This window comes from Amycolatopsis sp. NPDC088138 (genome assembly GCF_044741685.1).
GTDB lineage: Bacteria > Actinomycetota > Actinomycetes > Mycobacteriales > Pseudonocardiaceae > Amycolatopsis.
The window spans coordinates 547,761-573,754 of sequence record NZ_JBIUTB010000006.1; the positions used below are offsets into that span (position 1 = coordinate 547,761).

General features: G+C 72.7%; 32 protein-coding genes. 19 read left to right on the plus strand and 13 right to left on the minus strand.

Annotation, left to right across the window (positions count from 1 at the left end):
- Window positions 1-550: 550 nt before the first annotated feature.
- The gene (locus ACIOD2_RS34455; protein WP_400547738.1) at window positions 551-1,087 is read right to left on the minus strand and encodes a TetR/AcrR family transcriptional regulator; all 537 of its coding nucleotides are present in this window, start codon (window positions 1,085-1,087) and stop codon (window positions 551-553) included.
- 81 nt (window positions 1,088-1,168) lie between these two features.
- Here ACIOD2_RS34455 and ACIOD2_RS34460 point away from each other — a divergent pair, with 81 nt between their 5' ends.
- Window positions 1,169-1,573 carry an ester cyclase gene (locus ACIOD2_RS34460; RefSeq protein ID WP_400547741.1) on the plus strand — a complete coding sequence of 135 codons (405 nt, stop codon included), beginning with the start codon at window positions 1,169-1,171 and terminating at the stop codon, window positions 1,571-1,573.
- Window positions 1,574-1,807: 234 nt separating this feature from the next.
- Here the strand turns inward: ACIOD2_RS34460 and ACIOD2_RS34465 are convergent, their stop codons facing one another.
- From ACIOD2_RS34465 to ACIOD2_RS34485, 5 genes are all read right to left on the minus strand, one after another.
- Window positions 1,808-3,196 (minus strand): sensor histidine kinase, encoded by a 1,389-nt coding sequence (locus ACIOD2_RS34465; RefSeq protein ID WP_400547744.1) that lies wholly within the window; start codon window positions 3,194-3,196, stop codon window positions 1,808-1,810.
- A complete protein-coding gene (locus tag ACIOD2_RS34470) occupies window positions 3,193-3,879 on the minus strand; it encodes a response regulator (protein WP_400547747.1) in 687 nt (228 codons plus the stop codon). The genes ACIOD2_RS34465 and ACIOD2_RS34470 overlap by 4 nt, the downstream gene beginning before the upstream one ends.
- A gap of 45 nt (window positions 3,880-3,924) precedes the next feature.
- Window positions 3,925-4,113 carry a hypothetical protein gene (locus ACIOD2_RS34475; protein ID WP_400547750.1) on the minus strand — a complete coding sequence of 63 codons (189 nt, stop codon included), beginning with the start codon at window positions 4,111-4,113 and terminating at the stop codon, window positions 3,925-3,927.
- Window positions 4,110-4,532 carry a hypothetical protein gene (locus ACIOD2_RS34480; RefSeq protein ID WP_323331493.1) on the minus strand — a complete coding sequence of 141 codons (423 nt, stop codon included), beginning with the start codon at window positions 4,530-4,532 and terminating at the stop codon, window positions 4,110-4,112. The genes ACIOD2_RS34475 and ACIOD2_RS34480 overlap by 4 nt, the downstream gene beginning before the upstream one ends.
- A gap of 70 nt (window positions 4,533-4,602) precedes the next feature.
- Window positions 4,603-5,148 carry a TetR/AcrR family transcriptional regulator gene (locus tag ACIOD2_RS34485; RefSeq protein ID WP_400547753.1) on the minus strand — a complete coding sequence of 182 codons (546 nt, stop codon included), beginning with the start codon at window positions 5,146-5,148 and terminating at the stop codon, window positions 4,603-4,605.
- A gap of 23 nt (window positions 5,149-5,171) precedes the next feature.
- On the opposite strand from ACIOD2_RS34485, the gene ACIOD2_RS34490 reads away from it, so the two are divergent.
- From ACIOD2_RS34490 to ACIOD2_RS34505, 4 genes are all read left to right on the plus strand, one after another.
- Complete coding sequence (locus tag ACIOD2_RS34490) at window positions 5,172-5,612, plus strand: SRPBCC family protein (protein ID WP_400547756.1); 441 nt, start codon at window positions 5,172-5,174, stop codon at window positions 5,610-5,612.
- 66 nt (window positions 5,613-5,678) lie between these two features.
- Entirely contained in the window at window positions 5,679-6,254 is a 576-nt protein-coding gene (locus ACIOD2_RS34495) for a TetR/AcrR family transcriptional regulator (RefSeq protein WP_326951604.1), read from the plus strand.
- A gap of 40 nt (window positions 6,255-6,294) precedes the next feature.
- A complete protein-coding gene (locus ACIOD2_RS34500; protein WP_400548892.1) occupies window positions 6,295-6,666 on the plus strand; it encodes a winged helix-turn-helix transcriptional regulator in 372 nt (123 codons plus the stop codon).
- A 99-nt stretch (window positions 6,667-6,765) separates the two neighbouring features.
- On the plus strand, window positions 6,766-7,482 hold the full coding sequence (locus ACIOD2_RS34505; protein ID WP_400547759.1) for a M50 family metallopeptidase: 717 nt from the start codon (window positions 6,766-6,768) through the stop codon (window positions 7,480-7,482).
- Here the strand turns inward: ACIOD2_RS34505 and ACIOD2_RS34510 are convergent.
- Complete coding sequence (locus ACIOD2_RS34510; RefSeq protein WP_400547762.1) at window positions 7,479-8,129, minus strand: response regulator; 651 nt, start codon at window positions 8,127-8,129, stop codon at window positions 7,479-7,481. The genes ACIOD2_RS34505 and ACIOD2_RS34510 overlap by 4 nt on opposite strands.
- The gene (locus tag ACIOD2_RS34515) at window positions 8,104-9,339 is read right to left on the minus strand and encodes a sensor histidine kinase (protein WP_400547765.1); all 1,236 of its coding nucleotides are present in this window, start codon (window positions 9,337-9,339) and stop codon (window positions 8,104-8,106) included. The genes ACIOD2_RS34510 and ACIOD2_RS34515 overlap by 26 nt, the downstream gene beginning before the upstream one ends.
- Before the next feature lie 165 nt (window positions 9,340-9,504).
- Here ACIOD2_RS34515 and ACIOD2_RS34520 point away from each other — a divergent pair, with 165 nt between their 5' ends.
- The 5 genes from ACIOD2_RS34520 to ACIOD2_RS34540 all read left to right on the plus strand — a co-directional run bounded on the left by ACIOD2_RS34520 (window position 9,505) and on the right by ACIOD2_RS34540 (window position 14,341).
- Window positions 9,505-10,956: an ArnT family glycosyltransferase gene (locus ACIOD2_RS34520; protein ID WP_400547768.1), complete on the plus strand. Its 1,452-nt coding sequence runs from the start codon at window positions 9,505-9,507 to the stop codon at window positions 10,954-10,956.
- 10 nt (window positions 10,957-10,966) lie between these two features.
- Window positions 10,967-11,626 (plus strand): GPP34 family phosphoprotein, encoded by a 660-nt coding sequence (locus ACIOD2_RS34525; protein WP_400547771.1) that lies wholly within the window; start codon window positions 10,967-10,969, stop codon window positions 11,624-11,626.
- A 202-nt stretch (window positions 11,627-11,828) separates the two neighbouring features.
- Window positions 11,829-12,593, plus strand: coding sequence for an isocitrate lyase/phosphoenolpyruvate mutase family protein (locus ACIOD2_RS34530; protein WP_400547774.1), 765 nt, complete (start codon window positions 11,829-11,831; stop codon window positions 12,591-12,593).
- A 31-nt stretch (window positions 12,594-12,624) separates the two neighbouring features.
- A complete protein-coding gene (locus ACIOD2_RS34535; RefSeq protein WP_400547777.1) occupies window positions 12,625-13,635 on the plus strand; it encodes an aminotransferase class V-fold PLP-dependent enzyme in 1,011 nt (336 codons plus the stop codon).
- A 112-nt stretch (window positions 13,636-13,747) separates the two neighbouring features.
- Complete coding sequence (locus ACIOD2_RS34540; RefSeq protein ID WP_400548895.1) at window positions 13,748-14,341, plus strand: hypothetical protein; 594 nt, start codon at window positions 13,748-13,750, stop codon at window positions 14,339-14,341.
- Window positions 14,342-14,426: 85 nt separating this feature from the next.
- Here ACIOD2_RS34540 and ACIOD2_RS34545 read toward each other — a convergent pair whose 3' ends face one another.
- Window positions 14,427-15,368, minus strand: a complete 942-nt coding sequence (locus ACIOD2_RS34545; RefSeq protein WP_400547780.1) for a ferritin-like domain-containing protein — start codon at window positions 15,366-15,368, stop codon at window positions 14,427-14,429.
- A 121-nt stretch (window positions 15,369-15,489) separates the two neighbouring features.
- Between ACIOD2_RS34545 and rimP the strand changes: the two genes are divergently transcribed.
- The 7 genes from rimP to ACIOD2_RS34580 all read left to right on the plus strand — a co-directional run bounded on the left by rimP (window position 15,490) and on the right by ACIOD2_RS34580 (window position 22,258).
- A complete protein-coding gene (gene rimP / locus ACIOD2_RS34550; RefSeq protein WP_400547783.1) occupies window positions 15,490-16,035 on the plus strand; it encodes a ribosome maturation factor RimP in 546 nt (181 codons plus the stop codon).
- Entirely contained in the window at window positions 16,032-17,078 is a 1,047-nt protein-coding gene (gene nusA, locus ACIOD2_RS34555) for a transcription termination factor NusA (protein ID WP_400547786.1), read from the plus strand. The genes rimP and nusA overlap by 4 nt, the downstream gene beginning before the upstream one ends.
- Before the next feature lie 140 nt (window positions 17,079-17,218).
- Window positions 17,219-17,470, plus strand: a complete 252-nt coding sequence (locus tag ACIOD2_RS34560; RefSeq protein WP_400548898.1) for a YlxR family protein — start codon at window positions 17,219-17,221, stop codon at window positions 17,468-17,470.
- A gap of 78 nt (window positions 17,471-17,548) precedes the next feature.
- Window positions 17,549-20,563, plus strand: coding sequence for a translation initiation factor IF-2 (gene infB / locus ACIOD2_RS34565; RefSeq protein WP_400547789.1), 3,015 nt, complete (start codon window positions 17,549-17,551; stop codon window positions 20,561-20,563).
- Window positions 20,564-20,641: 78 nt separating this feature from the next.
- The gene (locus ACIOD2_RS34570; protein WP_155545954.1) at window positions 20,642-20,935 is read left to right on the plus strand and encodes a DUF503 domain-containing protein; all 294 of its coding nucleotides are present in this window, start codon (window positions 20,642-20,644) and stop codon (window positions 20,933-20,935) included.
- 9 nt (window positions 20,936-20,944) lie between these two features.
- The gene (gene rbfA / locus ACIOD2_RS34575; protein WP_400547793.1) at window positions 20,945-21,421 is read left to right on the plus strand and encodes a 30S ribosome-binding factor RbfA; all 477 of its coding nucleotides are present in this window, start codon (window positions 20,945-20,947) and stop codon (window positions 21,419-21,421) included.
- Window positions 21,422-21,424: 3 nt separating this feature from the next.
- On the plus strand, window positions 21,425-22,258 hold the full coding sequence (locus ACIOD2_RS34580) for an alpha/beta hydrolase (RefSeq protein WP_400547796.1): 834 nt from the start codon (window positions 21,425-21,427) through the stop codon (window positions 22,256-22,258).
- Here ACIOD2_RS34580 and ACIOD2_RS34585 read toward each other — a convergent pair.
- From ACIOD2_RS34585 to ACIOD2_RS34600, 4 genes are read right to left on the minus strand one after another with little or no spacing between them, the layout of a single operon-like run.
- Window positions 22,242-22,652 (minus strand): VOC family protein, encoded by a 411-nt coding sequence (locus ACIOD2_RS34585; RefSeq protein WP_392762642.1) that lies wholly within the window; start codon window positions 22,650-22,652, stop codon window positions 22,242-22,244. The genes ACIOD2_RS34580 and ACIOD2_RS34585 overlap by 17 nt on opposite strands.
- A gap of 5 nt (window positions 22,653-22,657) precedes the next feature.
- The gene (locus ACIOD2_RS34590) at window positions 22,658-23,101 is read right to left on the minus strand and encodes a helix-turn-helix transcriptional regulator (RefSeq protein WP_392762639.1); all 444 of its coding nucleotides are present in this window, start codon (window positions 23,099-23,101) and stop codon (window positions 22,658-22,660) included.
- A 26-nt stretch (window positions 23,102-23,127) separates the two neighbouring features.
- A complete protein-coding gene (locus ACIOD2_RS34595) occupies window positions 23,128-23,760 on the minus strand; it encodes a class I SAM-dependent DNA methyltransferase (RefSeq protein WP_400547800.1) in 633 nt (210 codons plus the stop codon).
- Complete coding sequence (locus ACIOD2_RS34600; RefSeq protein WP_400547803.1) at window positions 23,757-24,317, minus strand: TetR/AcrR family transcriptional regulator; 561 nt, start codon at window positions 24,315-24,317, stop codon at window positions 23,757-23,759. The genes ACIOD2_RS34595 and ACIOD2_RS34600 overlap by 4 nt, the downstream gene beginning before the upstream one ends.
- A 134-nt stretch (window positions 24,318-24,451) precedes the next feature.
- On the opposite strand from ACIOD2_RS34600, the gene ACIOD2_RS34605 reads away from it, so the two are divergent.
- Both ACIOD2_RS34605 and ACIOD2_RS34610 read left to right on the plus strand, forming a co-directional pair.
- Window positions 24,452-24,691: a hypothetical protein gene (locus ACIOD2_RS34605; RefSeq protein WP_400547806.1), complete on the plus strand. Its 240-nt coding sequence runs from the start codon at window positions 24,452-24,454 to the stop codon at window positions 24,689-24,691.
- 20 nt (window positions 24,692-24,711) lie between these two features.
- Window positions 24,712-25,869 carry an SPFH domain-containing protein gene (locus tag ACIOD2_RS34610; RefSeq protein WP_400547809.1) on the plus strand — a complete coding sequence of 386 codons (1,158 nt, stop codon included), beginning with the start codon at window positions 24,712-24,714 and terminating at the stop codon, window positions 25,867-25,869.
- Window positions 25,870-25,994: the final 125 nt, after the last annotated feature.

Below are 25,994 nucleotides of genomic sequence, written 5' to 3' on the forward strand. Positions count from 1 at the left end.
TCACGCGAGCCGACCCTCCAATCACGTGTCGACCCCCCGATCACACGTGATGCCCCTCCAATCACGCGAGATGCCTCCTCAATCACGCGAGATACCCCTCTGATCACGCGAGTCACGCGCCCAACCACGCGAGTTGCGCCTCTGATCACGCGAGTCGACCCTCCAGTACGCGAGCCGACCGCCCGGGTACGCGAGCCGACCCCCTGGGTGCGTGAGCCGACCCTTCAAATGCGCGAGCCGACCCTCTGGGTACGTGGGCCGACCGCCAGGTGCGCGAGCCGACCGCCCGGGTGCGCGAGCCGACCCCCTGGGTGCGTGAGCCGACCCTTCAAATGCGCGAGCCGACCCTCTGGGTACGTGGGCCGACCCGCCAGGTGCGCGAGCCGACCCTCCAGATACGTGAGCCGACCCTCTGGGTACGCGCACCGATCCGCCAGGTGCGCGAGCCGACCGCCCGGGTGCGCGAGCCGACCCCCTGGGTACGTGAGCCGGCCTTCCGGTTACGTGAGCCGACCGTCCGGGTACGTGAGTTCGCCGTCCCGGTACGAGTTCAGCGCGCCGACGCGCCGCGGCGGACCAGGGTGAGCAGCCGGGCGGGCTCGCCGCCGGAGAGGGCGATGCCGGTCGCGAGCAGGAGGAGGTCCAGTTCGGTGACGTCGGGGGCGACGTGACCGGCAGCCCGGGCGCGGCCGAGCAGGGTGGCGGCGGTCGTGTTCATCGCGGCGTGCCACCCGGCGAACAGGCTCTCGTGCTCGCCCGCGGGATCGGCCAGCGACAGCGCGAGCGCGCGCTTGGTCCGGACGTGCTCGATGAACAGCTCCAGCCAGGCGAAGAGCGCTTCGCCGGCGTCGTCCGCGTCGAGGTTCGCGCGGCTTCGCAGCTCCGCGACTTCGTCGGCGTACACCGCGACGACCAGTTCGCGACGGTTCGGGAAGTGCCGGTACATCGTCGCGTTGCCGACGCCGGCGCGGCGGGCGACGCGGTCGAGCGGCGCGTCCGGCCCGTCCTCGGCGAAGACCTCTTTCGCGGCGGCGAGCAGCAGCGCCTGGTTGTCCCGCGCGTCCGACCTGCGGGCCCGTGCCGTCATGCTGCTCCCTTGCCAACTGGGGATCTCCCCGGTTAGCGTAGCCGAACACTAACTGGGGAGTTCCCCACTTAAGGAGTGACCATGGACGCTGCCGAAGTTCACCGCCGGCTGATCGCGCTGACGCCGTTCACGGCCGAGAGCGTCGCCGAAGGCCTGCGCTACATCGACCCGGACGTGGTCGACCACCGCGGCGGCGCGGGCGGCGACCACCACGGCATCAACGCCTGGCGCGCGAAGTGGGAAGCCATGCTGGGCGGAGAGTTCTTCGCCGACTTCCGCGACGTGGGCGTCCGGGTCGAGCGGAACGTCAGCGACGGCGATTTCTCGGTGAACCGCTACACGAGCACGGGAACGCAGATCTCGACCGGCCGCAGTTACGCCGTGACCAGCATGGACATGATCCGCGTCCGCGACGGCCGGATCGTCGAGCACTGGGCCGTGATGGACGTGACCGACCGCGCGGCCCAGCTGGCCACACCGGCCTGACCGCCGCGTGCTTGAAGGGGCATCACGTGAGATCAGAGGGGCATCTCGCGTGATCAGGGAGGCATCTCGCGTGATTGGAGGGGCATCACTCGTGATTGGAGGGTCGACTCGCGTGATTGGGAGGTCGACTCGCGTGTCTGGAGGGGCGGCTCGCGTACCCAGGGGGTCGGCTTGCGTGCCTGGAGGGGCGGCTTGCGTACCCGGGGGGTCGGGTCGCGTGCCTGGAGGGTCGGGTCAGGGGCGGGGGAGGGGGACTGTGGTCGACGTCGGGGCCAGCGGGAGGGTGATCGTGAAGGCCGCGCCGCCTTCCGGGGCTGGGCCTGCCGTCAGGGTCCCGCCCATGCGGGTGACCAGGCCGTGGACCAGGGCCAGGCCGATGCCCGAGCCGACCGGGCGGCGGTCGCGGTAGCGGGCGTTCAGGACGCCGCGCTCGAACGCCACCGGGTAGTCCTCCGGGGCCAGGCCCGGGCCGCCGTCGCGGACCGAAAGGTGGGCGTCGGAGCCGGACACGGAAAGGGCGAAGACCATGGGGGCGCCCGCGGGGGTCACTCGGAGGGCGTTTTCTGCCAGGCCGTCTACGACCTGGTGCAGGCGGCGGGCGTCGGCGGAAACGAGCACGGGGGAAGGAGGCGCCGCAACGGAAAGCCGCACGTTTTCGCGGGCGCACCGCAGCTGCCAGACCTCCGCGCAGTCGCGCAGCAGCGCGCCCAGGTCGAGGGTCGTGACGTCCAGGCGGAACTCGTCGGCGCCCAGCCGGGCCAGTTCCAGCAGGTCCGTGACCAGGCGCTCCAGCCGCACCGCCTCCCGCTGGATCGTCTGCCCGGCGCGCTGGGCGTCGTCGCCCGACGCGACGCCGTCCGCGATCGCCTCGGCGAAACCCGTCACGGTCGTCAGCGGCGTCCGCAGCTCGTGCGACACCGAAAGCAGGAAATCCCGCTGCCGCGCCTCGCTGTGAGCCAGCGCGTCGGCCAGCGAGTTCAGCGAGCCCGCCACCTCCGCGACCTCCCGCGGCCCCTCGACCGGCACCCGGACGTCCCGCCGGCCGGCCCGCAGCGAACCGGCGGCCGCGGCCGCGCGGCGCAGCGGACGGCCCAGCAGCCGCCCGGACACGAACCCGGCGGCGGCCGCCACCAGCAGCCCGATCCCCAGCGCGAACAGGATGTTCCGGACGAGCGCACGCTGTGTCGTCTCCGCGTTGCGTGCCGGCAGGACCAAGCCGAACGCCGCGCCGCGGCTGCCGATCGGGCGCGTCTCCACCAGGTACTGCGCGCCCGCGACCACGACCCGCTCGGAGTGCCGCGCGCCGAGGCCCGCCTTCACCGCCGCCTGCACGGACACCGCGTCGCCGGCCGGCTGCCCGCCCGCGCGCCGCACGACGACCGAGATGCCCTGCCCGCGCACGACGTCGGCGACCTTGCCGACGCCGAGCCGGTTGCCGATGCCGGTCTCGTCGAGCTGCGACGCGACGACGTCGGCCTGGGCCGAGAGCGACGTCTGCAGCACGTTGTCCGCCGTGGTCCGGATCAGCCGCGCGGCCACGAACCCGGCCACGATCACCGCGATCCCGGCGACGGCGAGGCAGACGAGCGTGATCCGCCCGGCCAGGGTGCCGCGGTACCTCATGCCGGGTCCGCCGCGTAGCCGATGCCGCGGACCGTCCTGATCGGACTGGACGCGCCGAGTTTCGCCCGCAGCTGCGCGACGTGGACGTCCACCGTGCGCGTGCCCGCCGCCGCGGCGTACCCCCAGACGGCGCTGAGCAGCTGGTCGCGCGAAAGCACCTGCCCCGGGTGCCGGAGCAGGTGCGTGAGCAGGTCGAACTCCGTGGACGTCAGGGAAATCTCCGTCTCGCCCGCCCACGCGCGGCGGCTCGTGAGGTCCACTCGCGCCGCGCCGACGGTGAACGCCGACGGGGCCGCCGCCGCCCCGGACGCGCGCCGCAGCACGGTCCGGACGCGCGCGGCCAGCTCGCGCGGGCTGAACGGCTTGGTCAGATAGTCGTCGGCACCGATCTCCAAGCCCAGCAACCGATCCAGCTCGTCGTCGCGGGCCGTGACGAACAGCACCGGCGTCCAGTCCCCGGCCGCGCGCAGGGTCTTGCAGATCTCGATACCGTCCATTCCGGACAGTCCGATGTCGAGCACGATCGCCACCGGCTTGAGCCGCCGGACGGCGTCGAGCGCGCGGCCGCCGTCCGCCTCGACGTGCACGCCGAAACCGTCGCGCTTGAGGTACAGCGCCGCCAGCTCGGCGATCGCGGCCTCGTCCTCGACCACGAGGACGAGGCCGCGCCCCGGTGACCCCATTCCCGCTCCCGTCTCCGCCGTCACTTCCGGGGAGACGCTAGCCGGTCAGGGTGAGCCATCGCTGTTCATGTCGGACTCGACGCCGTTGAGTGTCGACTCGATGCCGCTCAGTTCGGACGACGCCGGCGAGGTCCCGGAGCCGGGTGAGCCCACCAGGTTGTCGCGGCAGGCCGAGCAGCCGAGCGTGATGAGCGCGACGGCCCCGGCCGCTGCCGCGATCTTCGCCGCCCTCACTTGGTCGGCGCCGGGGCGGCCGGCTTGCAGTGGGCGGAGGCGAAGGCGTCGAGCTTCTGCTTCGCGGTGGTCAGCTCGCCGACCTTGCCCTGACGCTTGGTGGCGCGCTCGTCGAGCTTGGTCGCGCGGTCGTTGTGCCCCGCGGTGCGCTGGTCCTGCGCGCGGGCCTTGAGGTTGGCGACCGAGCCGGCCACCTCCGGGCCGCCGTTGATCCGCTTCTCCAGGCTGTCGGCCCGCTTCTGCAGCTTCGGCACCCAGTCGCCGCAGACCTGCTGCGACTCCTCGGGGCTGAGCGTGATCGGCGCGACCGGCGCCGGGGACGTCGTCTGGGCGGAGGCCAGCGGCGCCAGCGCCAGCAGGCAGGCCGCGCTCCCGGCGCCCGCCAGTGCCAGCCGCCGCGTCCAGATGGGTCCTCGCATGGTGTCTCCTTCAGTGGAGGTTTCCGGTACGAGGAGAACTTTCGCGGGCGGGTGTTCGGACGGCGTGCGCCTACTGTTCGGGCTGTGTAAGGGCGTACATCGCGAGGAACCGCTCCATCGCGGCGTCGACGGCCTCACGGTCGCCGGTCGTGACGAGGTCGAGCAGCAGACCGCGGGTGACGGCCAGCCCGAGGCGGGCGTGCGCGGGCCGGTCGGCCTCGGGGACGCCGTAGCGCGCGAGCAGGGCCTCGATCGGGCCGAGCCAGTCGTCGACGACGCCGTCCAGGAACTCGGTGGTGCCCGGGGTGCCGCCGAGGGCCTGGCCCCAGAGCTGGAAGAAGAGCTTCTCGTTGGCGCGCAGGTCGTCGGCCGTCAGGCGCTGCCAGAATTCGCGGCCTTCGCCGACGTCGGCCAGCGCCGTGCGCTGCCGGGCCTCGACCTCGCGCGCGACGGCTGTGAGCAGGCCTTCCTTCGAGCCGAAGTGGTAGATGAGCATGCGGTGGCTGGTGCCGATGTCGGCAGCCAGCGCGCGCAGGCTCTTGCCCGCGCCGCCGTGGTGGGCGATGTGGTCGATCGCCGCGTCCAGCAGCTTGGCCCGCGGGCTTGTGTCGATCATGTACCAGATGGTACACGTACCAAATGGTACAGAGCATTTCCGTCCGCGGCCGGACGTCCGCCTCGGCCGACACCGTCTACGCCCTCCTCCGTGACGGCGCGAGCTGGCCCACCTGGTCGCCGCTGGAGTCGTTCGAGCTGGTCAGCGAAGGGGAGGAGGAGCGAGAGGGGCTCGGCGCGGTCCGGCTGTTCCGCACCGGCCGCACCCGCTCGTACGAGAAGATCGTCGCGCTGGAGCAAGGCCGCCGGTTCGGTTACGCGCTGGAACACGGCCTGCCGCTGCGGGACTACGTCGCCTACGTCGACCTTTCGCCGAGCGACGGTGGCACCGACGTCCACTGGCATTCGACGTTCACCGCGAAGATCCCCGGCACCGGCTGGTTCTACCGGCGGGTCCTGGGCGTGTTCATCAAGCGGGTGGTCGCCGGGCTGGTCGCCGCGACCGAGGCACGCGTCGCCCCATAAAGTGAACGTATGTCAGCGCCACGACGGGGATCGACCGGCCGCACCCAGGAGGAGCGCAGCGCGGCGATGCGCGTCCGGCTGCTCGACGCGACGATCGACTGCCTGGTCGAGTACGGCTACGCGGGCACGACGACCACCCGCGTCGCCGACCGCGCCGGCGTCACGCGCGGCGCGCAGGTGCACCACTTCCCGACGAAGGCCGACCTGGTCACCTCGGCGATCCGGCACCTGGCCGCGAAGCGCACCGAGGTCGCGATGGCCGAGCTGGACCGCCTCCGCGCGTCCACCGACCCGGTCGGCGACGCGCTGCAGCTGATGTGGGAGATGCACCAGGGACCGGTGTTCTCGGCGACGGTCGAGCTGTGGGTCGCCTCGCGGACCGACGCCGAGCTGCGCCGCCAGATGGCCGTGGTCGAGCCGATCGCGACGTCCAGCCTGGTCGAGTTCGGCAAGGCCCTGCTCCCGGAGCACGCGGGGCACCACGAGTTCCTGCACGCGGTGTACACCGCGATGGACGTCGTCCGCGGCATCCTCATCGCCAGCTGGGCCACCCGCGACCAGGGTGAGCTGGACGCGCGCTGGGAACGAGGGCGCCGCCACCTGCGGATCCTCTTCGCCACGTTGATGGCTCCCACTGCCTGAAACGCGTGTTACTCTCTTTGGGAAAGTGAGGAGACGCGCTGTGCACCCGGACCCGTACGACCGCGACTGCCCGACCCGTCAGCTGCTCGACCGCATCGGCGACCAGTGGACGGTCCTCATCGTCGGCGCGCTCACCGCCGGCCCGCTGCGGTTCACCGAGATCGCCCGCCGTGTCGACGGCATCTCCCAGAAGGTCCTGACGCAGACCCTGCGCAGCCTGGTCCGCGACGGCATCCTCACCCGCACGGCCTACGCGGTGATTCCGCCGAAAGTCGAGTACGAGCTGACGTCGCTGGGGCGCAACCTTTCCGAGCCGCTGGAGATGCTGGACCAGTGGGCCCGGCTGCACATGACGTCGGTCCAGGACGCCCGCGACGCCTACGACGCGGAGCACACCCCCGCGTCCGCTTGAGGCTGGACAGCTCAAGGACAATCCGCCGCCGGGGTTCCGCCCGGAATCCCGCTCCGGTGACACTGTGGAGGACGGCTCCACGGCTCCGGGGAGGGACTCATGGCGTCCGCTTTCGCTGTGCTCAACGAAACCGTGCCGCCGCCGGGGTCGGCGCTCGTGGGCACGACCGCCTCGATCGCCGCCGTGGCCGTCGTGATGTCCTTCGTCAGCGGCCGGCGGAATGTCGTCTACGGGGCCAACTTCCTCGGCACGCTCTTCCACGAAGGCGGCCACGCGCTGGTGAGCATCCTGACCGGCGGCGGTGTCCTCCGGGTCCGGATCACGAGTGCGGAATCCGGTGGCACCCTGCAGTGGAATCCGTCGGCGCTCGCCGCGGTCCTGACCATCGCCGCCGGCTACGCGATGCCGCCGCTGGCCGGCCTGGGCGCGGCGGCCCTGCTGCACCGCGGGCTCGTCCCCGCGGTGCTCACCCTGACCCTGGCCGCGATGGTGTTCCTCCTGCTGTTCACCCGGGACGTGCTCACCTTCGCCGTCGTCGTCGCGGTCGGCGCGATCGTGTTCTGCGCGTTGCGCTGGGCACCGCTCTGGCTGAAGAACGGCGTCGCGTACGCCGAAGCGTGGCTGCTGCTGACCAGTGAGATCGGCGGGCTGCGCGCGATCGTCTCCAACCGCTTACGCGGTGGGTTCCGTGACCAGGAGGACGACGCCGCCATGCTCGCCGGGAGCACGGGAATCCCCGCGTTCGTCTGGATCGCCGGCTGGCTCGCCCTCATCGGCTGGGCGGTGTGGCGCGCGGTTCCGCTGCTGTGGCCCTAGCGGGCGACCAGGCCGGCTTCGTGGGCCAGCAGTCCCGCCTGGGTCCGGTTGGTGCAGTCCAGCTTCACCAGCATCCGCGACACGTAGCTCTTCACTGTCGCCTCGGCCAGGTGCAGCCGGGCCGCGATGTCCGCATTGGACAGTCCCTCGCCCAGGCAGGCCAAGACATCTCGCTCGCGGTCCGTGAGACCCGACGTCCGACGGCGGGCGTCGTCGCCGCGTTCGCGGCCGTCCGAGGACAGGGCCACCAGACGGCGGGCCGCGGACGGCGACAGCACCGTGTGGCCGTCCGCCGCCACGCGGACCAGGCCGATCAGGTCCTCCGGCGGGGTCGACTTCACCAGGAAGCCCGCCGCGCCCGCGCGCAGCGCGCGGATCACGTACGTGTCCGCGTCGAACGTCGTCAGCGCCACCACCGCGGGCGGGTCCGGCAGGGCCGCGATCCGCTCGATCGCGGTCAGGCCGTCGACACCCGGCATCCGCAGGTCCATCAGCACGACCCGCGGGCGGTGCCGGACCACGGCCTCGACGGCTTCGGCGCCGTCGCCCGCCTGGGCCACGACCTCGATGTCGCCCGCCGAACCGAGGATCGTGCGCAGGTGCGCGCACACCATCGGCTCGTCATCGACCACGAGCACCGGGATCACGGTTAGTGCCTTCCGCCGTCGGGACGTAGGCGGGCAGTATCGCACCGACCCGGAACCCGCCGCCGGGTACCGGGCCCGCGTCGAACCGCCCGCCGACCAGTTCCACGCGCTGCCGCAGCCCGGCCAGCCCCGCTCCGGAACCGCTGCCCGCCAGCGCCGGGTCGGGCCGCCGCGACGCCGCGGTGTTGCCGACCGAGACGTCCAGGCCGCCCGGGTGGTAGCGCAGCGACACCGTCGCCGACGCGCCCGGCGCGTGCTTGCGGATGTTCGTCAGCGCCTCCTGCACCAGCCGGTACGCGGTCCGCGCGACGGTCGGCGACACCTGCGCCGGGTCGCCGTCCACCGCGAGCTCGGTGACCACCCCGACCGAGCGGGACTCTTCGACCAGCTGGGCCGGGTCGCCGGGCTGCTCCGGGCTGAGCGTCCGCGGGCTCAGTTCGGTGCCGTTGCGCAGGACGCCGACGAGGTCGCGCAGTTCGTCCAGCGCGAAGACGCCTTCGCGGCGGATGTCCTCGGCCGCCGCCCGCACCGGCTCCTCCTGCGACGTCACGCCGAGGGCTCCGGCGTGCAGCACCATCAGGCTGAGCCGGTGCGTGACGACGTCGTGCATCTCGCCCGCCAGCCGCCGCCGTTCCTCCGCACGGGCCCGCTCGGCGAGCAGGTGCTGCTCGCGCTCGGCGCGTTCCGCGCGGTCCCGCAGCGACCGCAGCAGCTGGCGCCGCGCCTCGCCGTACAGCCCGAACATCGCCGGCAGCGTGGTGCTGAGCAGCGCGAACGGCGTGGTGCTCCAGCTCGGCACCCACGGCCGCGCGGCGATCAGCGTGAGGATCCCGGCCAGCCACAGCACGGTCCGCCGGTCCAGCACCCGCGGCAGCTGCGACAGCACGACCGGGCTGATGGTCGGCACGGTCGTCAGGGCGAGCTGGCGCACCGGCACGAGCAGGCCGGGGGTGAACAGGTCGGACGCCAGCATCAGGCCCGCCGCCGCGACGACGAACCAGGCGACCTGCCGCGGGAACCGGAACAGCAGCACGATCGAGAAGTCGCAGGCCAGCTGCAGCACCAGCCCGGCTGCCGGGCCGAGCGGCCCGGTCGTGGCCTCGCCCAGTGCGTAGAGCAGGACGTTCAGCCCCGCGAACGCGGACGCCGCCAGCAACAGCCAGAAGACGTCGGCGCGGCTCGGCCACCACGGCCGCCTGGTGCTGGTCACGCGGTCACGGTAACCGTTCGCGCGGGCCGTCGCGCCGGATGCGCAACCAAAGTTGCGGCCCGGGCGCGGGCCCGCAACTTTTGTCGCCGCGACGACCTTCCTTGCCCCGTTTCGCCCGTGCTCCCGATCCGGTGGAGTGAGTGGACCACAGCGAGGGAGGCAACCGTGGTGACTGTCCAAACGCGACAGACGACGAACGTGGCTTTCGCCCGCGGCCCGGTGTTGGCGATCGCGGGCCTCGCCGGGCTCGCGCTGCTCCTGACCAGCGGGCGTTACGCCGGCGGGTTCGACGAGCTCTACTTCCTGGTGGCCGGTCGAGATCACCTGAGCTGGGGGTATTTCGACCAGCCACCGCTCATCCCGGCGCTGGCCGCGGCGATGGACCGGCTCGCGCCGGACTCGCTGGTCATGCTGCGGCTGCCGATGACGCTCGCGGCGGCCGCGGGGGTGGTCGTCACGGCGCTGATCGCGCGGGAGCTCGGCGGCGGCCGCGGCGCCCAGGCGATGGCGGCGGCCTGCTACGCGACGTCCAGCATCGTCATCGTCAGCCACTGGATCGGGACGTACGTGCTGGACCCGTTCCTGTGGACGGTCGTGGCCTGGCTGCTGGTCCGCTGGACCCGCACCCGCCGCGACGGCCTGCTGGTCTGGGCCGGCGTCGTGACGGCGGTGTCACTGGAGACGAAGTTCCTGATCCCGGCGTTGTGGGCGGCGGTGCTGCTCGCCGCGCTGGTGTTCGGGCCGCGGGACCTGCTCCGGCGCCCGAAGCTCTGGCTGGGCGCGGCGATCGCCGTCGTGGTCACGGTCCCGACCCTGGTCTGGCAGGCGACGCACGGCTGGCCGTACACCCACATGAGTGAAGTCGTCGCCGCGGAGTTCCCGGGTTACGGCCCGTGGGTGCGCGACGGGCTGCTCGGCGCCGGGATCGGGGTCGGCGTGGTGGCCCTGCTCTACGGCGTCTGGCGGCTGCTGCGGTCGGCGGAGCTGCGGCCGTACCGGTACCTCGGCGTCGCGCTGATCCTCGTGGCGCTGGCCGTGGTCGCGACGCAGGGGCGGTCCTACTACCTGATGGGCTGCTACGCCGTGCCGTTCGCGGCGGCGGCCACCGAGCTGACCCGGCGGAACCTGGCCGGCTGGTGGAAAGCCGTCGCGTGGCCGGCTTTCGTGCTCTCGGCGGTGGTCACGCTCGTCGCGCTGCCGGTGTGGCCGGCTTCGGCGCGGACGTCGTTCGGGCCGTTTTCGCTCGGCAGCGCGTTCGCACAGGGGGAGCTGCCGCAGCAGGACCTGGCCAAGGTGATCGGGCAAACGTACGCGGCGCTGCCGCCGGCCGTCCGGACGAGGACGGCGGTCTACTCCGAGATCTACCCGTTCGCGGCGGTGACGGAGTTCTACGGCGCGCCGTACGGCATCCACACCGTCTATAGTGGACACCGGGCCTACTGGTACTTCGGGCCGCCGCCGGAGTCGGCCGACGCGGTGCTGTTCGCCGGGTTCGACCCGGGGCTGCTGCGGCCCTACTTCGCGCACGAGACCCAGGTCGTCGACGGACTGCTGTGGGAGTACGACGGCCGGAACGCGCCGTGGTCGCAGATCTGGCCCGCTCTGAAGCGGCAGTGAGAGGAACACGATGAGCACTTTTTCCTTGCCCGCCCAGGTTTACCTGCTGGCGTGCGACACCGGCCGTGACCGGTTGCCGGACCGGCAGCGGGTCGCGCCGCTGGTGCGCGCGGCGGCGCTGACCGACCTGGTCCTGCGCGGGCTGGTCGCCGACGACGACGGGCGTCCCGTGGTCACCGGCGCCGGCGGCACCGGCCACCTGGTGCTCGACGACCTGCTGGGCGACCTCGCCGCGGACCCGCACCGCAAGTGGCGCGGCTGGGTCCGCCGCGACGCCCGCGCCACGCTCCACTCCCTGGAGGCCCAGCTCGACGCGGCGGGCACGATCACGCTGCGGACGTCCAGCGTGCTGGGGCTCTTCCCGCGCCGCCGCCCGGTGGTCCGCGACCGCGCCGAGGCGGCCCGGCTGCACGAGGTGGTGACGGCCGCGCTGCTCGGTGCCGAACCGGTGTCCCGGGTCGACCCGGGGGTGGCCGCGCTGACGTCGCTGGCCGCGGCGGCGGAGCTGACCACGGTCCTCCCGCGCCGCGAACGGCGTCAGCACAAGGCCCGGCTCGCCGAGCTGGAGGACCGCGCGGGAGCCGCCGTCCCGGCCCTGCGCAAGGTGGTCCGGCAGCTGAAGGCGGCCCGCACCGCGGCGATCTCGGCGGGCGGCGCCAGCGGCGGCTGACGCCGTGTCGTCGCCGCAATCACGCGTGTCGGCTTCGCAATCACGCGTGTCGGCGCCCGGATCACGGAAGTCGGCCGTTCGATCGCTCGAGGGGTGTGATCGAACGGCCGACACGCGTGATCAGGAGGTCGACACGCGTGATTGGAGGGTCGACACGGTGGTTCGGCGGCGGCCGAAGGGTTGGCGTCCTACGGTCGGGGGCATGGACGAATTTCGTGCACTGCACGTCCCCGGTACTCCGCTGCTGCTGCCGAACGCCTGGGAGTTCGGCGTCGGCGCGCACCTCGTCGCGCAGGGGTTCCGCGCGCTCGGCACGACCAGCCTCGGCGTGTCCGCGGCGGCGGGGGAGGCCGACGGCGCGCCTTCGACGCGGGACGTGACCGTCGCGCTGACCACCCGCCTGGCCCGGCTCGACGCGCTGGTCAGCGTCGACATCGCCGACGGCTTCAGCGCGGACCCGGCCGCGGTCGCCGACCTGGCCGAGGAGCTGGCCGCGGCGGGCGCGGTCGGCGTCAACCTCGAAGACGGCCGCGCCGACGGCTCCCTCGCCCCGGTCGAGGTCCAGTCCGCGCTGGTCAAGGCGGTGAAGGAGCGGGCGCCCCAGCTCTTCCTCAACGCCCGCACCGACACCCACTGGGCGGGCGACCACTCGGTGGCCGAAGCCGAGACGCGGGCGCGGGCCTACGTCGAGGCGGGCGCGGACGGCGTGTTCGTGCCCGGCCTCGCCGACCCGGCGGACGTCGAGCGGATCGTCGCGATCGGCGTCCCGGTCAACCTGCTGTTCCTGCCCGGCAAGGTCACCCTGGCCGGGCTGGCGGAGCTGGGAGTCGCGCGGGTCAGCCTGGGCTCGCTGCCGTACCGGATGGCGCTGGCCGCGGCGGCCGGGACGGCGCTGGCCGTGCGCGACGGCCGTGACCTGCCGCTGACGCCGCCGTCCTACGGCGACGTGACGGCGTTGCTGCCCTGATCGGGTTGCGCCGGTCTGCTTGGCTCGGGGCATGCACGCCTTCGGAGCCGACTTCGCCGTCCCGCCCGGGTACCTCAACACGCCGAGCATGGGCATCCCGCCCGCGCCGGTCGCCGCGGCCGTGGCCGGGTCGGTCGAAAACTGGCGGACCGGCGCGAGCCGGCCGGGTGACTTCGACGAGTACGTCGCCCGCTCGCGGGCCGGGTTCGCCCGGCTGCTCGGGGTCGAGGCCGGGCGGGTCGCGATCGGCGCGTCCGTCTCGCAGGTGATCGCGAACGTGGCCGCCGCGCTGCCGGAGGGCACCCGCGTGCTCACCGCCGAAGGCGACTTCACCAGCGTGACCTTCCCGTTCGCGGCCGGCGGCCACCACGTCACCGAGGTGCCGCTGGACGAGCTGGCCGCGCGGGTCGAGGGCCACGACGTCGTCGCCGTCAGCGTCGTCCAGTCCGCCGACGGCCGGATCGCCGACCTCCCCGCGCTGCGGGCCGCCGCCGAAGCCGCCGGTGCGGCGGTGCTGCTCGACGCGACCCAGGCCGCGGGCTGGCTGCCGCTGGAGCTCGCCTGGGCGGACTGGGTGGTCGCGGCGGGCTACAAGTGGCTGCTCTCGCCGCGCGGCAGCGCCTGGCTGGCGGTCCGGCCGGACGCCCAGGACCGCACCCGCGCGGTCGCGGCCAACTGGTACGCGGGGGAGGACCCGTGGGCTGCCGTCTACGGCCTCCCGCTGCGCCTGGCCGGCGACGCCCGCGCGTTCGACCTCTCCCCGGTCTGGCTGGCCCAGGTGGGCGCGGCCGCCGCGCTGGAGTACCTCGGCGGGCTCGACCTCGCGCAGGTCAGGGCGCACAACGTGGGACTGGCCGACACGCTGCTGGAGAAGCTCGGACGGCCGCCGCGGGGGAGCGCGATCGTGTCGCTCGAGGCCGACCCGGAACGGGTGGCCGCGGCCGGGATCGTCTCCGGGTTGCGCAACGGGAAGGTGCGGGTCGGCTTCCACCTCTACAACACCGCTGACGACGTCGAACGCGTCTTACACGCATTCGAGTGAACGCCGCCGAGCGAGTGAACTACCGTATGGCGTCGTGGTTGGTGCGCATTTCACCCCAGGCCCGTCCGACACGGCCCCGCTGGGCGCGGTTCCCCCGCAGCCCCGCCCGCCCGTGCCCGGTCCACCGGCGCGTGACACCCGGACCCTGGCTCTCAGGGGCGCCGGGCTGGTCGCGATCGCCGTGATCTCGGGACTGCTCTGGTTCCTGATCCGGCACGACTCGTCGCCGGACGAGCCGACGGCGCAGCCGCCGGCCAAGAGCACCGGGCAGTACACGTTCACGCCGGTCGCCGGGCCGGTGCGGTCCACCGACTGCGCCGCCAAGTCCTACGGCAAGACCCAGGACTTCTTCCAGGACAGCCCGTGCCAGTCGCTGGTCCGCGCGCTCTACACGACGGAGTCGGGCGGCGCGAAGGCGCTGGTGTCGGTGGTGCTGGTGGGGATGCCGGACTCGACGAAGGCGAAGGCCCTCAAGACGCTGACCGAGCAGGACGGCACCGGCAACGTCACCGACCTGGTCAAGGACAAGACGTTCGCCGGCTCCGGCACCCCGAGCGTGAGCAGCGAGAACGCCGCGTACGCCTCCCGGGTCGAGGGCACGAACACGACGATCGTGCTGGGCGACTTCTACGACAAGCACAAGGACAAGGCCCTGCTCGGCAAGATCGTCCAGGACGCCCTGCGCCTGTCCGGCGACTTCGGCTGACCGCACTCCCAACGGCCGTGAAGGCCACCTTGAGGGACTCTGAGTCCCTCAAGGTGGCCTTCACGGCATTACGGGGTCAGCTGGGTCAGCTCGCCTGGCCGGGCATGGCGACGGCGGTCGGCTTCTCGCCCGCCTCGGAGCGCCACGGCGTCCCGCGCCGGGAAGCCGCCACCAGCGCGTGCAGGGCCGTCGTGCGCAGGGCCGCGTCGTCGGTGTGGTTGACCACGGCCAGCCACGCCGACGCGCAGTCGGCCTCGGCCGTCGCGACCACCAGCGCGGCCGACGCCGTGTCGGTCACCGGCTTCTTCGGGTTGTACGCCGCCTCCGGTGCCACCGGGGTCGCCCCGGCGGCCGCGAGCATCGTCTGCAGCAGGTCGCGCCGCTGGGTGTGCTCGGCGACGCCGCCCTTCTCCGCGTCCCCGAAGTCGGCCGGCAGGAACGCGCCGACCAGCCCGTACACCCAGACCGCGGCGTGCTCGGCGGCGAGCGCCTGCTGCAGCGGGTCGACGGCCTCCGCGGGGACGGCGCCGGACGGCGCGGCGGCGGCCGGGGCGTCCTCTCCCGGGCCCAGCGCCGGGGCGATGCGCTGCAGGGCCGCGCAGCCCGCGGCGATCGCCGCGACCATCCCGGCGCGGTAGCGCGGCAGGCCGCCGACGAGGTCTTCGGCCTGCTTGCGCGAGGTCGCCAGCCGCTCCTTCAGGTCGCTCAGCGACGCCGCGGCCGGCGGCGGCGCCGAGGACGACGGCTTCGGCCGGTTCAGCCGGTCCACTTCGGACTTCAGCGCGGCCGCGTGCGCCGCGCGCGCGTCGGCGAGCTGGCCGGCGGCATCGGCGTCCTTGCCCTTGGCCAGTGCGCGCGCGGCCGCGGCGTCCGCGTCGGCGGCGGCCAGGAGCGGCTGCAGCGGGTCGGGGCTTTCGTCGTAGCCGGGCCCGCAGGCGGCCAGCGGCACGGCCAAAGCGGCCAGTGAGGCCGCCGCCCCGAAGCGGAGGGCGGCACGGCGGGTCAGCTCGGTCGGTCTTCCGGTCACGTCGGCCCATCCTGCCAGGCCCCGGGGCGGGGCCGCCGCTCGCGCGTCGTGACGGGGCGACCGGATAAGCTGGTCCACCACCGACCCGAACGAACCCCACCCCGACCGAGGAGAGCCCCACGTGCCAGGAGAACTCGCCAGCCGGCTTCAGCCGATCGTGGCCGAAGCCGTCACCGCCGCGGGTTTCGACCTCGACTCCTTCGAGGTGCAGCAGGCCGGCCGGCGGCAGCTGGTCAAGGTCGTCGTCGACTCCGACGACGGCATCGGGCTGGACGAGGTCGCCGAGGTCAGCCGCAAGGTCGCGGCGGCGCTCGACGAAAACGAGCACGTGCTCGCGAGCGCGTACACGCTGGAAGTCACTTCGCCGGGCCTGGACCGGCCGCTCACCGAGCAGCGGCACTGGCGCCGCGCGCGGTTCCGCCTGGTTAAGGTCACCCCGGCCGAAGGTGACGCCTTCGTGGGCCGGGTCGGTCACGCGGGCGCGGACGCCGCCCGCGTCCTCGTCGGCAGCGACCTGCGCGACGTCCGCTACGCCCACGTGGCGAAGGCGATCGTCGAGATCGAGTTCAAGCAGCCGCCGGCCGAGGACCTGAAACTGCTGGAGAACGACGCGTCCGGCATGATCGGCGCCGGTCAGGCCGAGACGGAGAAGAAGGGGTCGAAGTGAACGTCGACATCGCCGCACTGAGGGCGATCGAACGGGACAAGGACATCCCCTTCGAAACGGTGATCGAGGCCATCGAGACGGCCTTGCTCACCGCGTACAAGCACACCGAAGGGCACCAGCCGCACGCCCGCATCGACATCGACCGCAAGACCGGCCTGGTGCGCGTGCTCGCGCGCACGCTGACCCACGACGGCGAGACCGACGAGGAGTGGGACGACACCCCCGAGGGGTTCGGCCGGATCGCCGCCACCACCGCGCGCCAGGTCATCCTGCAGCGGCTGCGCGACGCCGAGCACGAGAAGACCTTCGGCGAGTTCTCCACCAAGGAGGGCGAGATCGTCGCCGGCGTCATCCAGCGCGACGCCCGCGCCAACGCGCGCGGCATGGTCGTGGTCCAGGTGGGTGACACCGAGGGCGTGCTGCCGTCGGCCGAGCAGGTGGCCGGCGAGTCGTACGAGCACGGCAGCCGGATCAAGGCGTACGTGGTCACCGTCTCGCGCGGCAACCGCGGCCCGCAGATCACGCTCTCGCGCTCGCACCCCAACCTGGTGCGCAAGCTGTTCGCGCTGGAGGTCCCGGAGATCGCCGACGGGACGGTCGAGATCGCCGCCGTGGCGCGCGAACCGGGACACCGCACGAAGATCGCCGTGAAGTCGACCGTGCCGGGCGTCAACGCCAAGGGCGCCTGCATCGGCCCGGTCGGCGCGCGCGTGCGCAACGTGATGAGCGAGCTGGCCGGCGAGAAGATCGACATCATCGACTACTCGGAGGACCCGGCCCGGTTCGTGGGGAATGCCCTGTCCCCGGCGAAGGTTGTGTCCGTTCGGGTCATGGACGAGCGGGGCAAGACCGCCCGCGTCGTGGTGCCGGACTTCCAGCTGTCGCTGGCGATCGGCAAGGAGGGCCAGAACGCCCGCCTCGCCGCCCGCCTGACCGGCTGGCGGATCGACATCCGCAGCGATGCCGCACCGGTCGAGGACGAGGGTGATCAAGACCACGCCGGTCCGTCGCGGCCCGCCGCGACAACCGGTTCGGCTGAGTGAAGGTCGAAGCGGTAGACTCAGGAGTGGTTCGAAGCCCGCGGCGGGTAGCCGAGCACCAGCCCCACCGAGAATCCCCGGTGCGGACTTGTGTCGGCTGCAAGCGGCGGGCGTTGATCGGTGAGCTGCTGCGCGTGGTCGCGGTGGCCGGACGGGTGGTCGTCGACGGACGTCGTCGGCTCCCGGGCCGGGGGGCATGGCTGCACCCCGACCCGGACTGTCTGGCCAAAGCCGAACGGCGGCGGGCTTTCCCGAGGGCTTTGCGAGCTCCGGGAGTGCTCGACCTCCGCGAGGTCCGCGAGTACGTCGAGCACGCTGCGCATCACGAAGCCGGGACGTCCCCGGCTCCGCGAGGAACGAAGGAAGCAGGTCGACCCGTCATGAGTCAGCCGTGAAGCTGAAGCCATGAACGCGAGACAATAAGGACGAGGTCAGCGGGTCACCCGCCTGGCCTCCCCTAGATGAGGAGAGCTGTGCCAGGCAAGGCCCGCGTACACGAGCTCGCTAAGGAGCTCGGCATCACCAGCAAGGACGTTCTCGCCAAGTTGAAGGAACAGGGCGAGTTCGTCAAGTCCGCGTCGTCCACGGTCGAGGCGCCCGTCGCCCGCCGTCTCCGTGACGCGTACGCCCCCAAGGGTGCCAAGAAGCCGGGGCCGACCCCCGGCCCGTCGGCGCGCCCCGGGCCCCCGGCCGCGAAGCCGGGCGCGCCCGCCCCCAAGCCCGCGTCGCCCGCTCCCCAGCAGCAGGTGCCCGCGGCCAAGGCCGCCCCCGCGGCGGCCCCGCAGCAGCAGGCACCGGCCTCGAAGCCGGCCGCCGCCCCGGGTGGTGCCCGCCCCGCGGGTCCCGGCCCCCGGCCCGGCCCGCGTCAGCAGCCGGCGGCGCCCGCTCCCCAGGAGCAGGTCCCGGCCGCGAAAGCCGAAGCGCCTGCCGCACCCCCCAAGCAGGAGACCCCGGCCGCGCCCCCCGCGGGCAACACCGGTTCGGTCGTCCCGCCGAAGCCGCAGGGCCCCAAGCCCGGCGGTCCCAAGCCCGGTCCGCGCACCCCGCGGGTCGGCAACAACCCGTTCGGCGTCGGTTCCGGCGCCCCGCCGCGCCCGCAGGGCCCGCGCCCCGGTGGCGGCCAGGGCGGCGACAACCGCCCGCCGCGTCCCGGTGGTACCGGTGGCGGCGGTGACCGTCCGGCCCCGCGTCCCGGTGGTGGCGCCGGTGGCAACCGGCCGAGCCCGGGCAACATGCCCCCGCGGCCGAACCCCGGCATGATGCCGGGCCGCACGCAGCGCCCGGCCGGTCCCGGTGGCGGCGCTCGCGGTGGTCCCGGCGGCGGTGCCCGTGGCGGCCCCGGCGGCGGCGCTCGTGGCGGTCCCGGTGGTGGCGGCGGCGGTTTCCGCGGCGGTCCCGGTGGCGGTGGCGGCGGCGGTGGCTTCCGCGGCGGCCCCGGTGGCGGCGGCGGTGGCGGCGGCTTCCGTCCGGGTGGCGGCGGCCCCGGTGCCGGTGCTCCGGCCGGTGGCGGCGGCGGTTTCCGTGGCGGCGGCGGCGGTCGTGGCGGCCCCGGTGGCCGTGGCGGCACGGCGGGTGCCTTCGGGCGCCCGGGTGGTCCCTCGCGCAAGGGTCGCAAGTCGAAGCGGCAGAAGCGCCAGGAGTACATGGACAACATGCAGGCGCCCAGCGTCGGCGGCGTCCGCCTGCCCAAGGGGCAGGGCGAGACGATCCGGCTGCCGCGTGGCGCTTCGCTGACCGACTTCGCCGAGAAGATCGACGCCAACCCGGCTTCGCTGGTGCAGGTGCTCTTCCACCTCGGCGAGATGGTCACCGCGACGCAGTCCGTGTCGGACGACATCCTCGAGCTGCTCGGCGGCGAAATGAACTACAACGTTCAGGTCGTCAGCCCCGAGGAGGAGGACCGCGAGCTGCTGGAGACCTTCGACATCACCTACGGCGACGACGCGGGTGGCGAAGAGGATCTGCAGGTCCGGCCGCCGGTCGTGACCATCATGGGTCACGTCGACCACGGTAAGACCCGCCTGCTCGACACGATCCGGAAGACGAAGGTCCGCGAGAGCGAGGCCGGCGGCATCACGCAGCACATCGGTGCCTACCAGATCGAGACCGAGCTCGAGGGCAACCCGCGCCTGATCACCTTCATCGACACCCCGGGCCACGAGGCGTTCACCGCCATGCGTGCCCGTGGTGCCAACTCGACCGACATCGCGGTGATCGTGGTGGCGGCCGACGACGGTGTGATGCCGCAGACGGTCGAGGCGATCAACCACGCGCAGGCCGCCAAGGCCCCGATCGTGGTCGCGATCAACAAGATCGACAAGGAAGGCGCGAACCCGGACAAGATCCGGCAGCAGCTGACCGAGTACGGCCTGGTCGCCGAGGAGTACGGCGGCGACACGATGTTCGTCGAGATCTCCGCGCGGCAGAACATCAACATCGACGGCCTGCTCGAGGCGATCCTGCTGACCGCCGACGCCGCTCTGGACCTCCGGGCCAACCCGGACATGGAGGCCCAGGGTGTCGCGATCGAGGCGCACCTCGACCGCGGCCGCGGCCCGGTGGCCACCGTCCTGGTCCAGCGCGGCACGCTGCGCGTCGGTGACTCGGTCGTGGCGGGTGACGCCTACGGCCGCGTCCGCCGGATGGTCGACGAGCACAACGTCGACGTGACCGAGGCGCTGCCGTCGCGTCCCGTCCAGGTCATCGGGTTCACCTCGGTGCCGGGTGCGGGCGACACCTTCCTGGTGGTCGACGAGGACCGCGTCGCCCGGCAGATCGCCGAGCGCCGCTCCGCTCGTACGCGCAACGCGCTCAACGCGTCGCGCCGCAAGCGGGTCAGCCTCGAGGACCTCGACTCCGCCTTGAAGGAGACGAACAGCCTCAACCTGATCATCAAGGGTGACAACTCGGGTACCGTCGAGGCCCTCGAAGCATCGCTGCTGCAGCTGGACGTCGGCGACGACGTCGAGCTGAACGTGGTGCACCGCGGTGTCGGTGGCGTGACCGAGTCGGACATCGACCTGGCGACCGCGTCCGACGCGATCGTCCTCGGGTTCAACGTCCGCGCCCAGGGCAAGGCGACCGAGCGGGCCACCCGCGAGGGCGTCGACGTCCGCTACTACACGGTCATCTACCAGGCGATCGACGAGATCGAGCAGGCCCTCAAGGGCATGCTCAAGCCGGAGTACGAAGAGGTCGAGCTGGGCCGCGCGGAGGTTCGCGAGGTCTTCAAGTCCTCCAAGATCGGCACGATCGCGGGTTGCCTGGTCATGTCCGGCGAGATCCGGCGCAACGCGCGGGCCCGGCTGCTGCGCGACGGCACTGTCGTCGCGGAGAACCTGCCGGTCAGCTCGCTGCGGCGGTTCAAGGACGACGTGGTCGAGGTCCGCGAGGGCTACGAGTGCGGTCTGACGCTGGGCTCGTACGGTGACCTCAAGGTCGGCGACCTGATCGAGACCTACGAGCAGCGCGAGAAGCCGCGAGCGTAAGGCTTTCGGTCCCGGGTGTGCGGTTTCGGCCGCACACCCGGGTTTCGCGTCCTATCCCTACGACACCACCTCTTGCCTATGTTCGTCGGAGCTCTTGAGCTCGACATCCTGCTCGGCGATGTCCATTCGCTGAAGCAGAAGCGATCCGTGGTCCGTCCGGTGCTGGCCGAGGTGCGCAAGCGCTTCGCCGTCTCGGTGGCCGAAGCCGGTCACACCGACCTGCACCGCCGGACTCTCATCGGGGTGGCCGTGGTCGCCGAAGGTGGCGAGCACGTCCGTGACGTGCTCGACTCGTGTGAGCGGTACGTGGCGAGCAGACCGGAGTTCGAGCTGCTCACCGCACGCCGCCGGCTGCTCGGTCCAGAAGACTAGGAGAAAGACATGGCTGATCCGGCTCGGGCTCGCAAGCTCGCCAAGCGGATCTCGCAGATCGTGGCGTCCGCGATCGAGCACGAGGTCAAGGACACCCGGCTGGACTACGTGACCATCACGGACACGAAGGTCACCGGCGACCTGCACGACGCCACGGTGTACTACACGGTGCTCGGCGAGAAGCTGGACATCCCCCCGGACTTCACCGGCGCGGCCGCCGCGCTCGAATCGGCGCGCGGCATGCTCCGCACGATGGTCGGGCAGGGCACCGGCGTGCGCTACACGCCGACCCTGACGTTCGTGGCCGACACGATCCCCGAAGAGTCGAAGCGGATCGAGGCCTTGCTCGAAAAGGCCCGTGAAGCCGACGCGGAGGTCGCGCGGCGCTCGGCGGGGGCGCAGCACGCGGGCGAACCCGACCCGTACAAGGCGCCCCGCGAAAGCGAAGACGAAGACGAGCTCGCGGAAGAGGAGAGCCGGGGCTGACCCGTGCTCTCCCGCCGCGGCCTGCTCGCCGGCAGCGCCCTCGCGCTGCTGGCGGGCTGCTCGCCGTCGCCGTCCGGTCCGCCACCCGGCCCGCCCGCGGTGCCGGTCCCGACCGGGCCGTCGCCCTTGCGCGATCCGGTCACGGTGCAGCGGATGCCGTCGGCGGCCCGCGGCACCGACGTCGACCTGGTCCTGATCAGCCCCGAAGGCGTGCCTGCCTCGGGGCTTCCGGTGTGTTTGGCCCTGCACGGCCGGGGTGCCCGCGCCCGCACGTTCCTGGAGCTGGGTGTCCCCGCCGCGCTGACGGCGGCGGTGCGCGCGGGTGTCCCGCCGTTCGTGATCGCCGCGGTCGACGGTGACCACTACTGGGTGGCCGTCGGCGACGAGGACGACCCGCAGAAGATGCTCACCGACGAGGTCCCCGCGTGGGTGCGGCAGCGTGACCTGCCACCGCCGTCGGCGGTGCTCGGCATCTCGATGGGCGGGTTCGGGGCCCTCCGCTACGCCCGGGCCCACCCGGACCTGAAGGCGGCCGCCGTGGCGAGCGCCGCCCTGTTCGTCAGCTGGCCGGATGCCCGTGCCCGCAAGGTGTTCTCCGGCGAAGCCAACTGGCGAGCCGAAGAGCCGCTGCTGCACCCGGACGAGCTGCGCGGTGCGAACCTCGGGGTGTGGTGCGGCGAGTCGGACCCGTTCGAGGGCGCGGACCGCAAGCTGGTGAAGGCGGTGTCCCCGGCCGTGGCGCGGTTCTCGCCGGGCAAGCACGAAGACGCGTACTGGCGCGGGGTCCTGCCCGAGGTCCTCGAGTTCGCCGGGCGGCGGATCACCCCAGCTGGCTGATGCGGACCATGTTGCCCGCGGGGTCGCGGAACGCGCAGTCGCGGACGCCGTAGGGCTGGTCCATCGGCTCCTGGACGACGTCGGCGCCGCTGGACTGGACCTGGTCGAACGTGCCCGCCAGGTCCGAGGACGCCAGCACGATCGACGCGTAGCTGCCCTTGGCCATCAGCTCGGCGATCGTGCGGCGCTCGTCGTCGGTGAGCCCCGGGTCGGCCGCCGGCGGGTGCAGGACGATCGACGTGTGCGGCTGGTCGGCCGGGCCGACGGTGATCCAGCGCATCTCGCCGTACCCGACGTCGTTGCGCACCTCGAAGCCGAGCGCGTCACGGTAGAAGGCGAGCGAGGCGTCCGGATCGTCGGCCGGGAGGAACGTGTGCTGGATGATGAGGTTCATGCCGGTCACGATAGGTCGGCGCGGGTGGGCGTCGCTTCTCGATTCCTGATCGGCCGCATGACCTGCTTGGCCAGGCAGGTGGGGATGCCCTCGCCGTCCCCGGCCGCCATCCGCTTGTAGACGCTCGGCGAGATGCCGACCAGCTCGGAGAACCGGGTGCTGAACGTCCCCAGCGACGAGCACCCGACCGCGAAGCAGACCTCGGTGACCGAGAGGTCACCCCGGCGCAGCAGGGTCATCGCCCGTTCGATCCGCCGGGTCATCAGGTAGCTGTAGGGCGACTCGCCGAAGGCGGCGCGGAACTCCCGGCTCAGGTGCCCCGCGGAGACGTGGACCCCGCGCGCCAGCGCCTCGACGTCCAGCGGCTGCGCGTAGTCACGGTCGATCCGGTCGCGGACGCGGCGCAGCAGGACGAGGTCGCGCAGGCGCGCGTCTGATCTGCCGGTCACGCACTCAGCATGCCCGCTGCGCCCGGTCACCGCAAAGGGGGTCGCCGGGCGAACAGGATCGCCTGCGGAACGTCGTCGTCGGGGCTCAGCAGCCACTCCGCCTCGATCTCGAACCCGGCGTCGCGCGCCAGGGCCGCCACCTGCTCCGGGCGACGGCGGTGGACGTGCACCTTCATCGGGTGACCGCCGTAGCCCTGGGTCTTCAGCCGGGACTCGTCGCCGACGTGGTAGCCGATCACCACCCGGCCGCCCGGGCGCAGCACCCGGTGGAAGTGGCCCAGCACGCCGGGGACGGCGTCGTCCGGGACGTGGATCAGCGACCAGAACGCGAGCACCCCCGCGACGGCGGCGTCCGGGAGCGGCAGGTCCGTCATCGAGCCCACCTCGAACCGGATGCCGGGGTACGCCTCGCGGGCCAGCTCGATCATCGACGGCGAGAGGTCGATGCCGGACACGTCGAGGCCCAGCGAGGCCAGGTGGGCGGTGAAGTGGCCGGGGCCGCAGCCGACGTCCACGACCGGGCCGTCGGCCTGCTCGGCGAACAGCGCGAGCGCCGCCCGGAGGTACGGCTGGGTCGTGACGGCGTCGCGCACGATGCCGGCGTAGTTCGCCGCCACCGTGTCGTACGACGTTCGCGTGTCCGCGAGCCAGTCGTTCACGGCAGCGGGTGCGCGGCCGGGGCGCGCAGGCCGTCGAGCACCAGGGCGAGCCCGCGGCGCCAGTCCGGGGTCGCCGTCGCCGCGGCGAACACCACCGCCAGGTCCAGCAGGCGGAAGTCCGGCCGCAGCGCGCCGGCCTCCTGCGCCCGCGTGATGATCCGCTCCATCCGGGAACCGTTGGCGCGCTTGGCCTTCTCGATACCGGAAGCCGGGTCGAACGTCCGCGAGCACACCTCGGTGAAGCCGCGGTCGGTCACCTGCATCCGGATCGAGCGCTCGAGGTACCGCACAAAACCGTCCCACGGGTCCTCGCACGCGAGGGCCTCGTCGCCGATCGCCTGCGCCTCCTCCAGCGTCGGCAGGAACGCGGCCTCGACGAGGTCGGCGCGGGTCGGGAAGCGGTTGTAGAGGGTGCCGATGGCGACCTCGGCGCGGCGGGCGATCTCGTCGAGCGGGGCGTCGACGCCCTTGGCGCCGAACACCTCCCGCGCGGCCGCCACCAGCGCCTCGCGGTTGCGCCGGGCGTCCGCGCGCAAGGGGCGCTGCTCCACCGTCACGGTCCGGAGTCTAGCCGCCCAGGTTGCTTTCTGATCGGAACCTCACACAGCCCACGCGCGGTCGCCGCCGGGAGCACAATGGGAACAGCGGGGGTGACCCGCGTCGAGGCGCCCACCGAGGGGAGGTCGGCAGTTTGCACTCCGATCTCTCCCCGTCGGGCCGCACCGGAGTCCTCCTGGTCGGGACGCGCGGGCAGCGCGGTCCCGGGGAGGTGCTGATCAGGATCCGGGGCGGCTTGGAAACCTTCCTGGCCTGGTCCGACACGGAGCTGCCGAAGGGGACGACCGTGCTGGTCGTCGAAACCCGGGGACGGCGCACGGTCGACGTCGTGGCGTGGGACGTCCCCGAACCCACGCCGGAACCCACTACCTAGTGTTCGTCTAAGGACAGCCGATGTTCGGTTATCGCGTTCCCGCCCCCAACGAAGCGATGCTCATCTCCGGCGGGAAGAACAGCAGTGGCGCGGCGCCGTTCCGGGTCGTCACCGGCCACGGTGCGTTCGTCATGCCGATCTTCCGGAAAGTCCGGTTTCTGACGCTTGCCATGAACGAAGCCGAAGTGACCGAAGTGTGCGTCACGAAACAGGCCATCGCCCTGACCGTGCGGGCGGTGATCGCGTTCAAGGTCGGCAACGACACCGAGAGCATCGTCAACGCCGGCCAGCGGTTCCTCTCCGACCAGGACCAGATGTCCGTGCTGACCGGCCGGATCTTCTCCGGTCACCTGCGCTCGATCATCGGGTCGATGACGGTCGAGGAGATCATCACCGAGCGGCAGAAGCTGGCCACCGAGGTGCTGGACGGCTCGGCGGTGGAGATGGCGAAGATCGGCCTGTCCGTCGACGCGCTGCAGATCCAGTCGATCGACGACATGAAGCTCGGCTACATCGCCGCGATGGCCGCGCCGCACAACGCCGCCATCCAGCGGGACGCCCAGATCGCGCAGGCCGTGGCGAACAAGCGGGCGGCCGAGGCCGAGCAGGAGTCGCAGCGGACGCAGGCGGAGTACGCCCGGCAGACCTCGATCGTGCAGGCGCAGTACCGCGCCGAGGTCGAGGCGGCGCAGGCCGAGGCCGCCCAGGCCGGGCCGCTCGCGCAGGCGAAGGCGCAGCAGGAGGTCATCGACGCGCGGACCGAGCTGGCCCAGCGTGAAGCCGAGCTGCGTCAGCAGCAGCTGGTGGCCGAGGTGATCAAGCCGGCGGACGCGGAGGCCGAGCGGATCCGCATCCTCGCGCTGGCCGACGCGGAGAAGATGCGCGTGCAGGCGGAAGCGGCGGCGTCGAACAACCGCGTCGCGCTCGACCGCATGCTCATCGACCAGCTGCCCCTGATCGTCAAGGAGGCCGGTCGCGGCCTGGCCGGCGCGAACGTCAACATCCTCAACGGCGCCGACGGCCTCGGCGAGATGGCCGCGGGCCTCGTCGGCCAGGGTCTGTCCATCTTGGACTCGGTGAAGCGCGGCCTGAGCAACCCGCCCGTGTCGGCCCCGGCGCCGGCACCGGAGACCAACGGGCAGGCGCTGCCGAAGCCGGGTGAGCTGACGCAGTCCTAGGAGGCGGGTGCCTTTCCGGGCACGTCACGGCAGGGGCTTGAGTGCTCGTCGATGGAGGTTTCTGGCCGCTCGGTGTCCCGGATCTTCCATCGTCGGCGCGCGGCCGTGGTCCCGGCCCGGAGATT

Excerpts from the sequence above, each read along its gene's own strand:
- ACIOD2_RS34525 (WP_400547771.1), top strand. The coding sequence starts at position 10,967 with ATGAGCACTTTTTCCTTGCCCGCCCAGGTTTACCTGCTGGCGTGCGAC.
- ACIOD2_RS34610 (WP_400547809.1), top strand. The coding sequence starts at position 24,712 with ATGTTCGGTTATCGCGTTCCCGCCCCCAACGAAGCGATGCTCATCTCC.
- ACIOD2_RS34535 (WP_400547777.1), top strand. The coding sequence starts at position 12,625 with ATGCACGCCTTCGGAGCCGACTTCGCCGTCCCGCCCGGGTACCTCAAC.
- ACIOD2_RS34490 (WP_400547756.1), top strand. The coding sequence starts at position 5,172 with ATGGTACAGAGCATTTCCGTCCGCGGCCGGACGTCCGCCTCGGCCGAC.
- ACIOD2_RS34505 (WP_400547759.1), top strand. The coding sequence starts at position 6,766 with ATGGCGTCCGCTTTCGCTGTGCTCAACGAAACCGTGCCGCCGCCGGGG.
- ACIOD2_RS34470 (WP_400547747.1), bottom strand. The coding sequence starts at position 3,879 with ATGGGGTCACCGGGGCGCGGCCTCGTCCTCGTGGTCGAGGACGAGGCC.
- ACIOD2_RS34455 (WP_400547738.1), bottom strand. The coding sequence starts at position 1,087 with ATGACGGCACGGGCCCGCAGGTCGGACGCGCGGGACAACCAGGCGCTG.
- ACIOD2_RS34480 (WP_323331493.1), bottom strand. The coding sequence starts at position 4,532 with ATGCGAGGACCCATCTGGACGCGGCGGCTGGCACTGGCGGGCGCCGGG.
- ACIOD2_RS34495 (WP_326951604.1), top strand. The coding sequence starts at position 5,679 with ATGCGCGTCCGGCTGCTCGACGCGACGATCGACTGCCTGGTCGAGTAC.
- ACIOD2_RS34530 (WP_400547774.1), top strand. The coding sequence starts at position 11,829 with ATGGACGAATTTCGTGCACTGCACGTCCCCGGTACTCCGCTGCTGCTG.
- ACIOD2_RS34585 (WP_392762642.1), bottom strand. The coding sequence starts at position 22,652 with ATGAACCTCATCATCCAGCACACGTTCCTCCCGGCCGACGATCCGGAC.
- ACIOD2_RS34570 (WP_155545954.1), top strand. The coding sequence starts at position 20,642 with ATGTTCGTCGGAGCTCTTGAGCTCGACATCCTGCTCGGCGATGTCCAT.
- rbfA (WP_400547793.1), top strand. The coding sequence starts at position 20,945 with ATGGCTGATCCGGCTCGGGCTCGCAAGCTCGCCAAGCGGATCTCGCAG.
- ACIOD2_RS34460 (WP_400547741.1), top strand. The coding sequence starts at position 1,169 with ATGGACGCTGCCGAAGTTCACCGCCGGCTGATCGCGCTGACGCCGTTC.
- ACIOD2_RS34485 (WP_400547753.1), bottom strand. The coding sequence starts at position 5,148 with ATGATCGACACAAGCCCGCGGGCCAAGCTGCTGGACGCGGCGATCGAC.
- ACIOD2_RS34465 (WP_400547744.1), bottom strand. The coding sequence starts at position 3,196 with ATGAGGTACCGCGGCACCCTGGCCGGGCGGATCACGCTCGTCTGCCTC.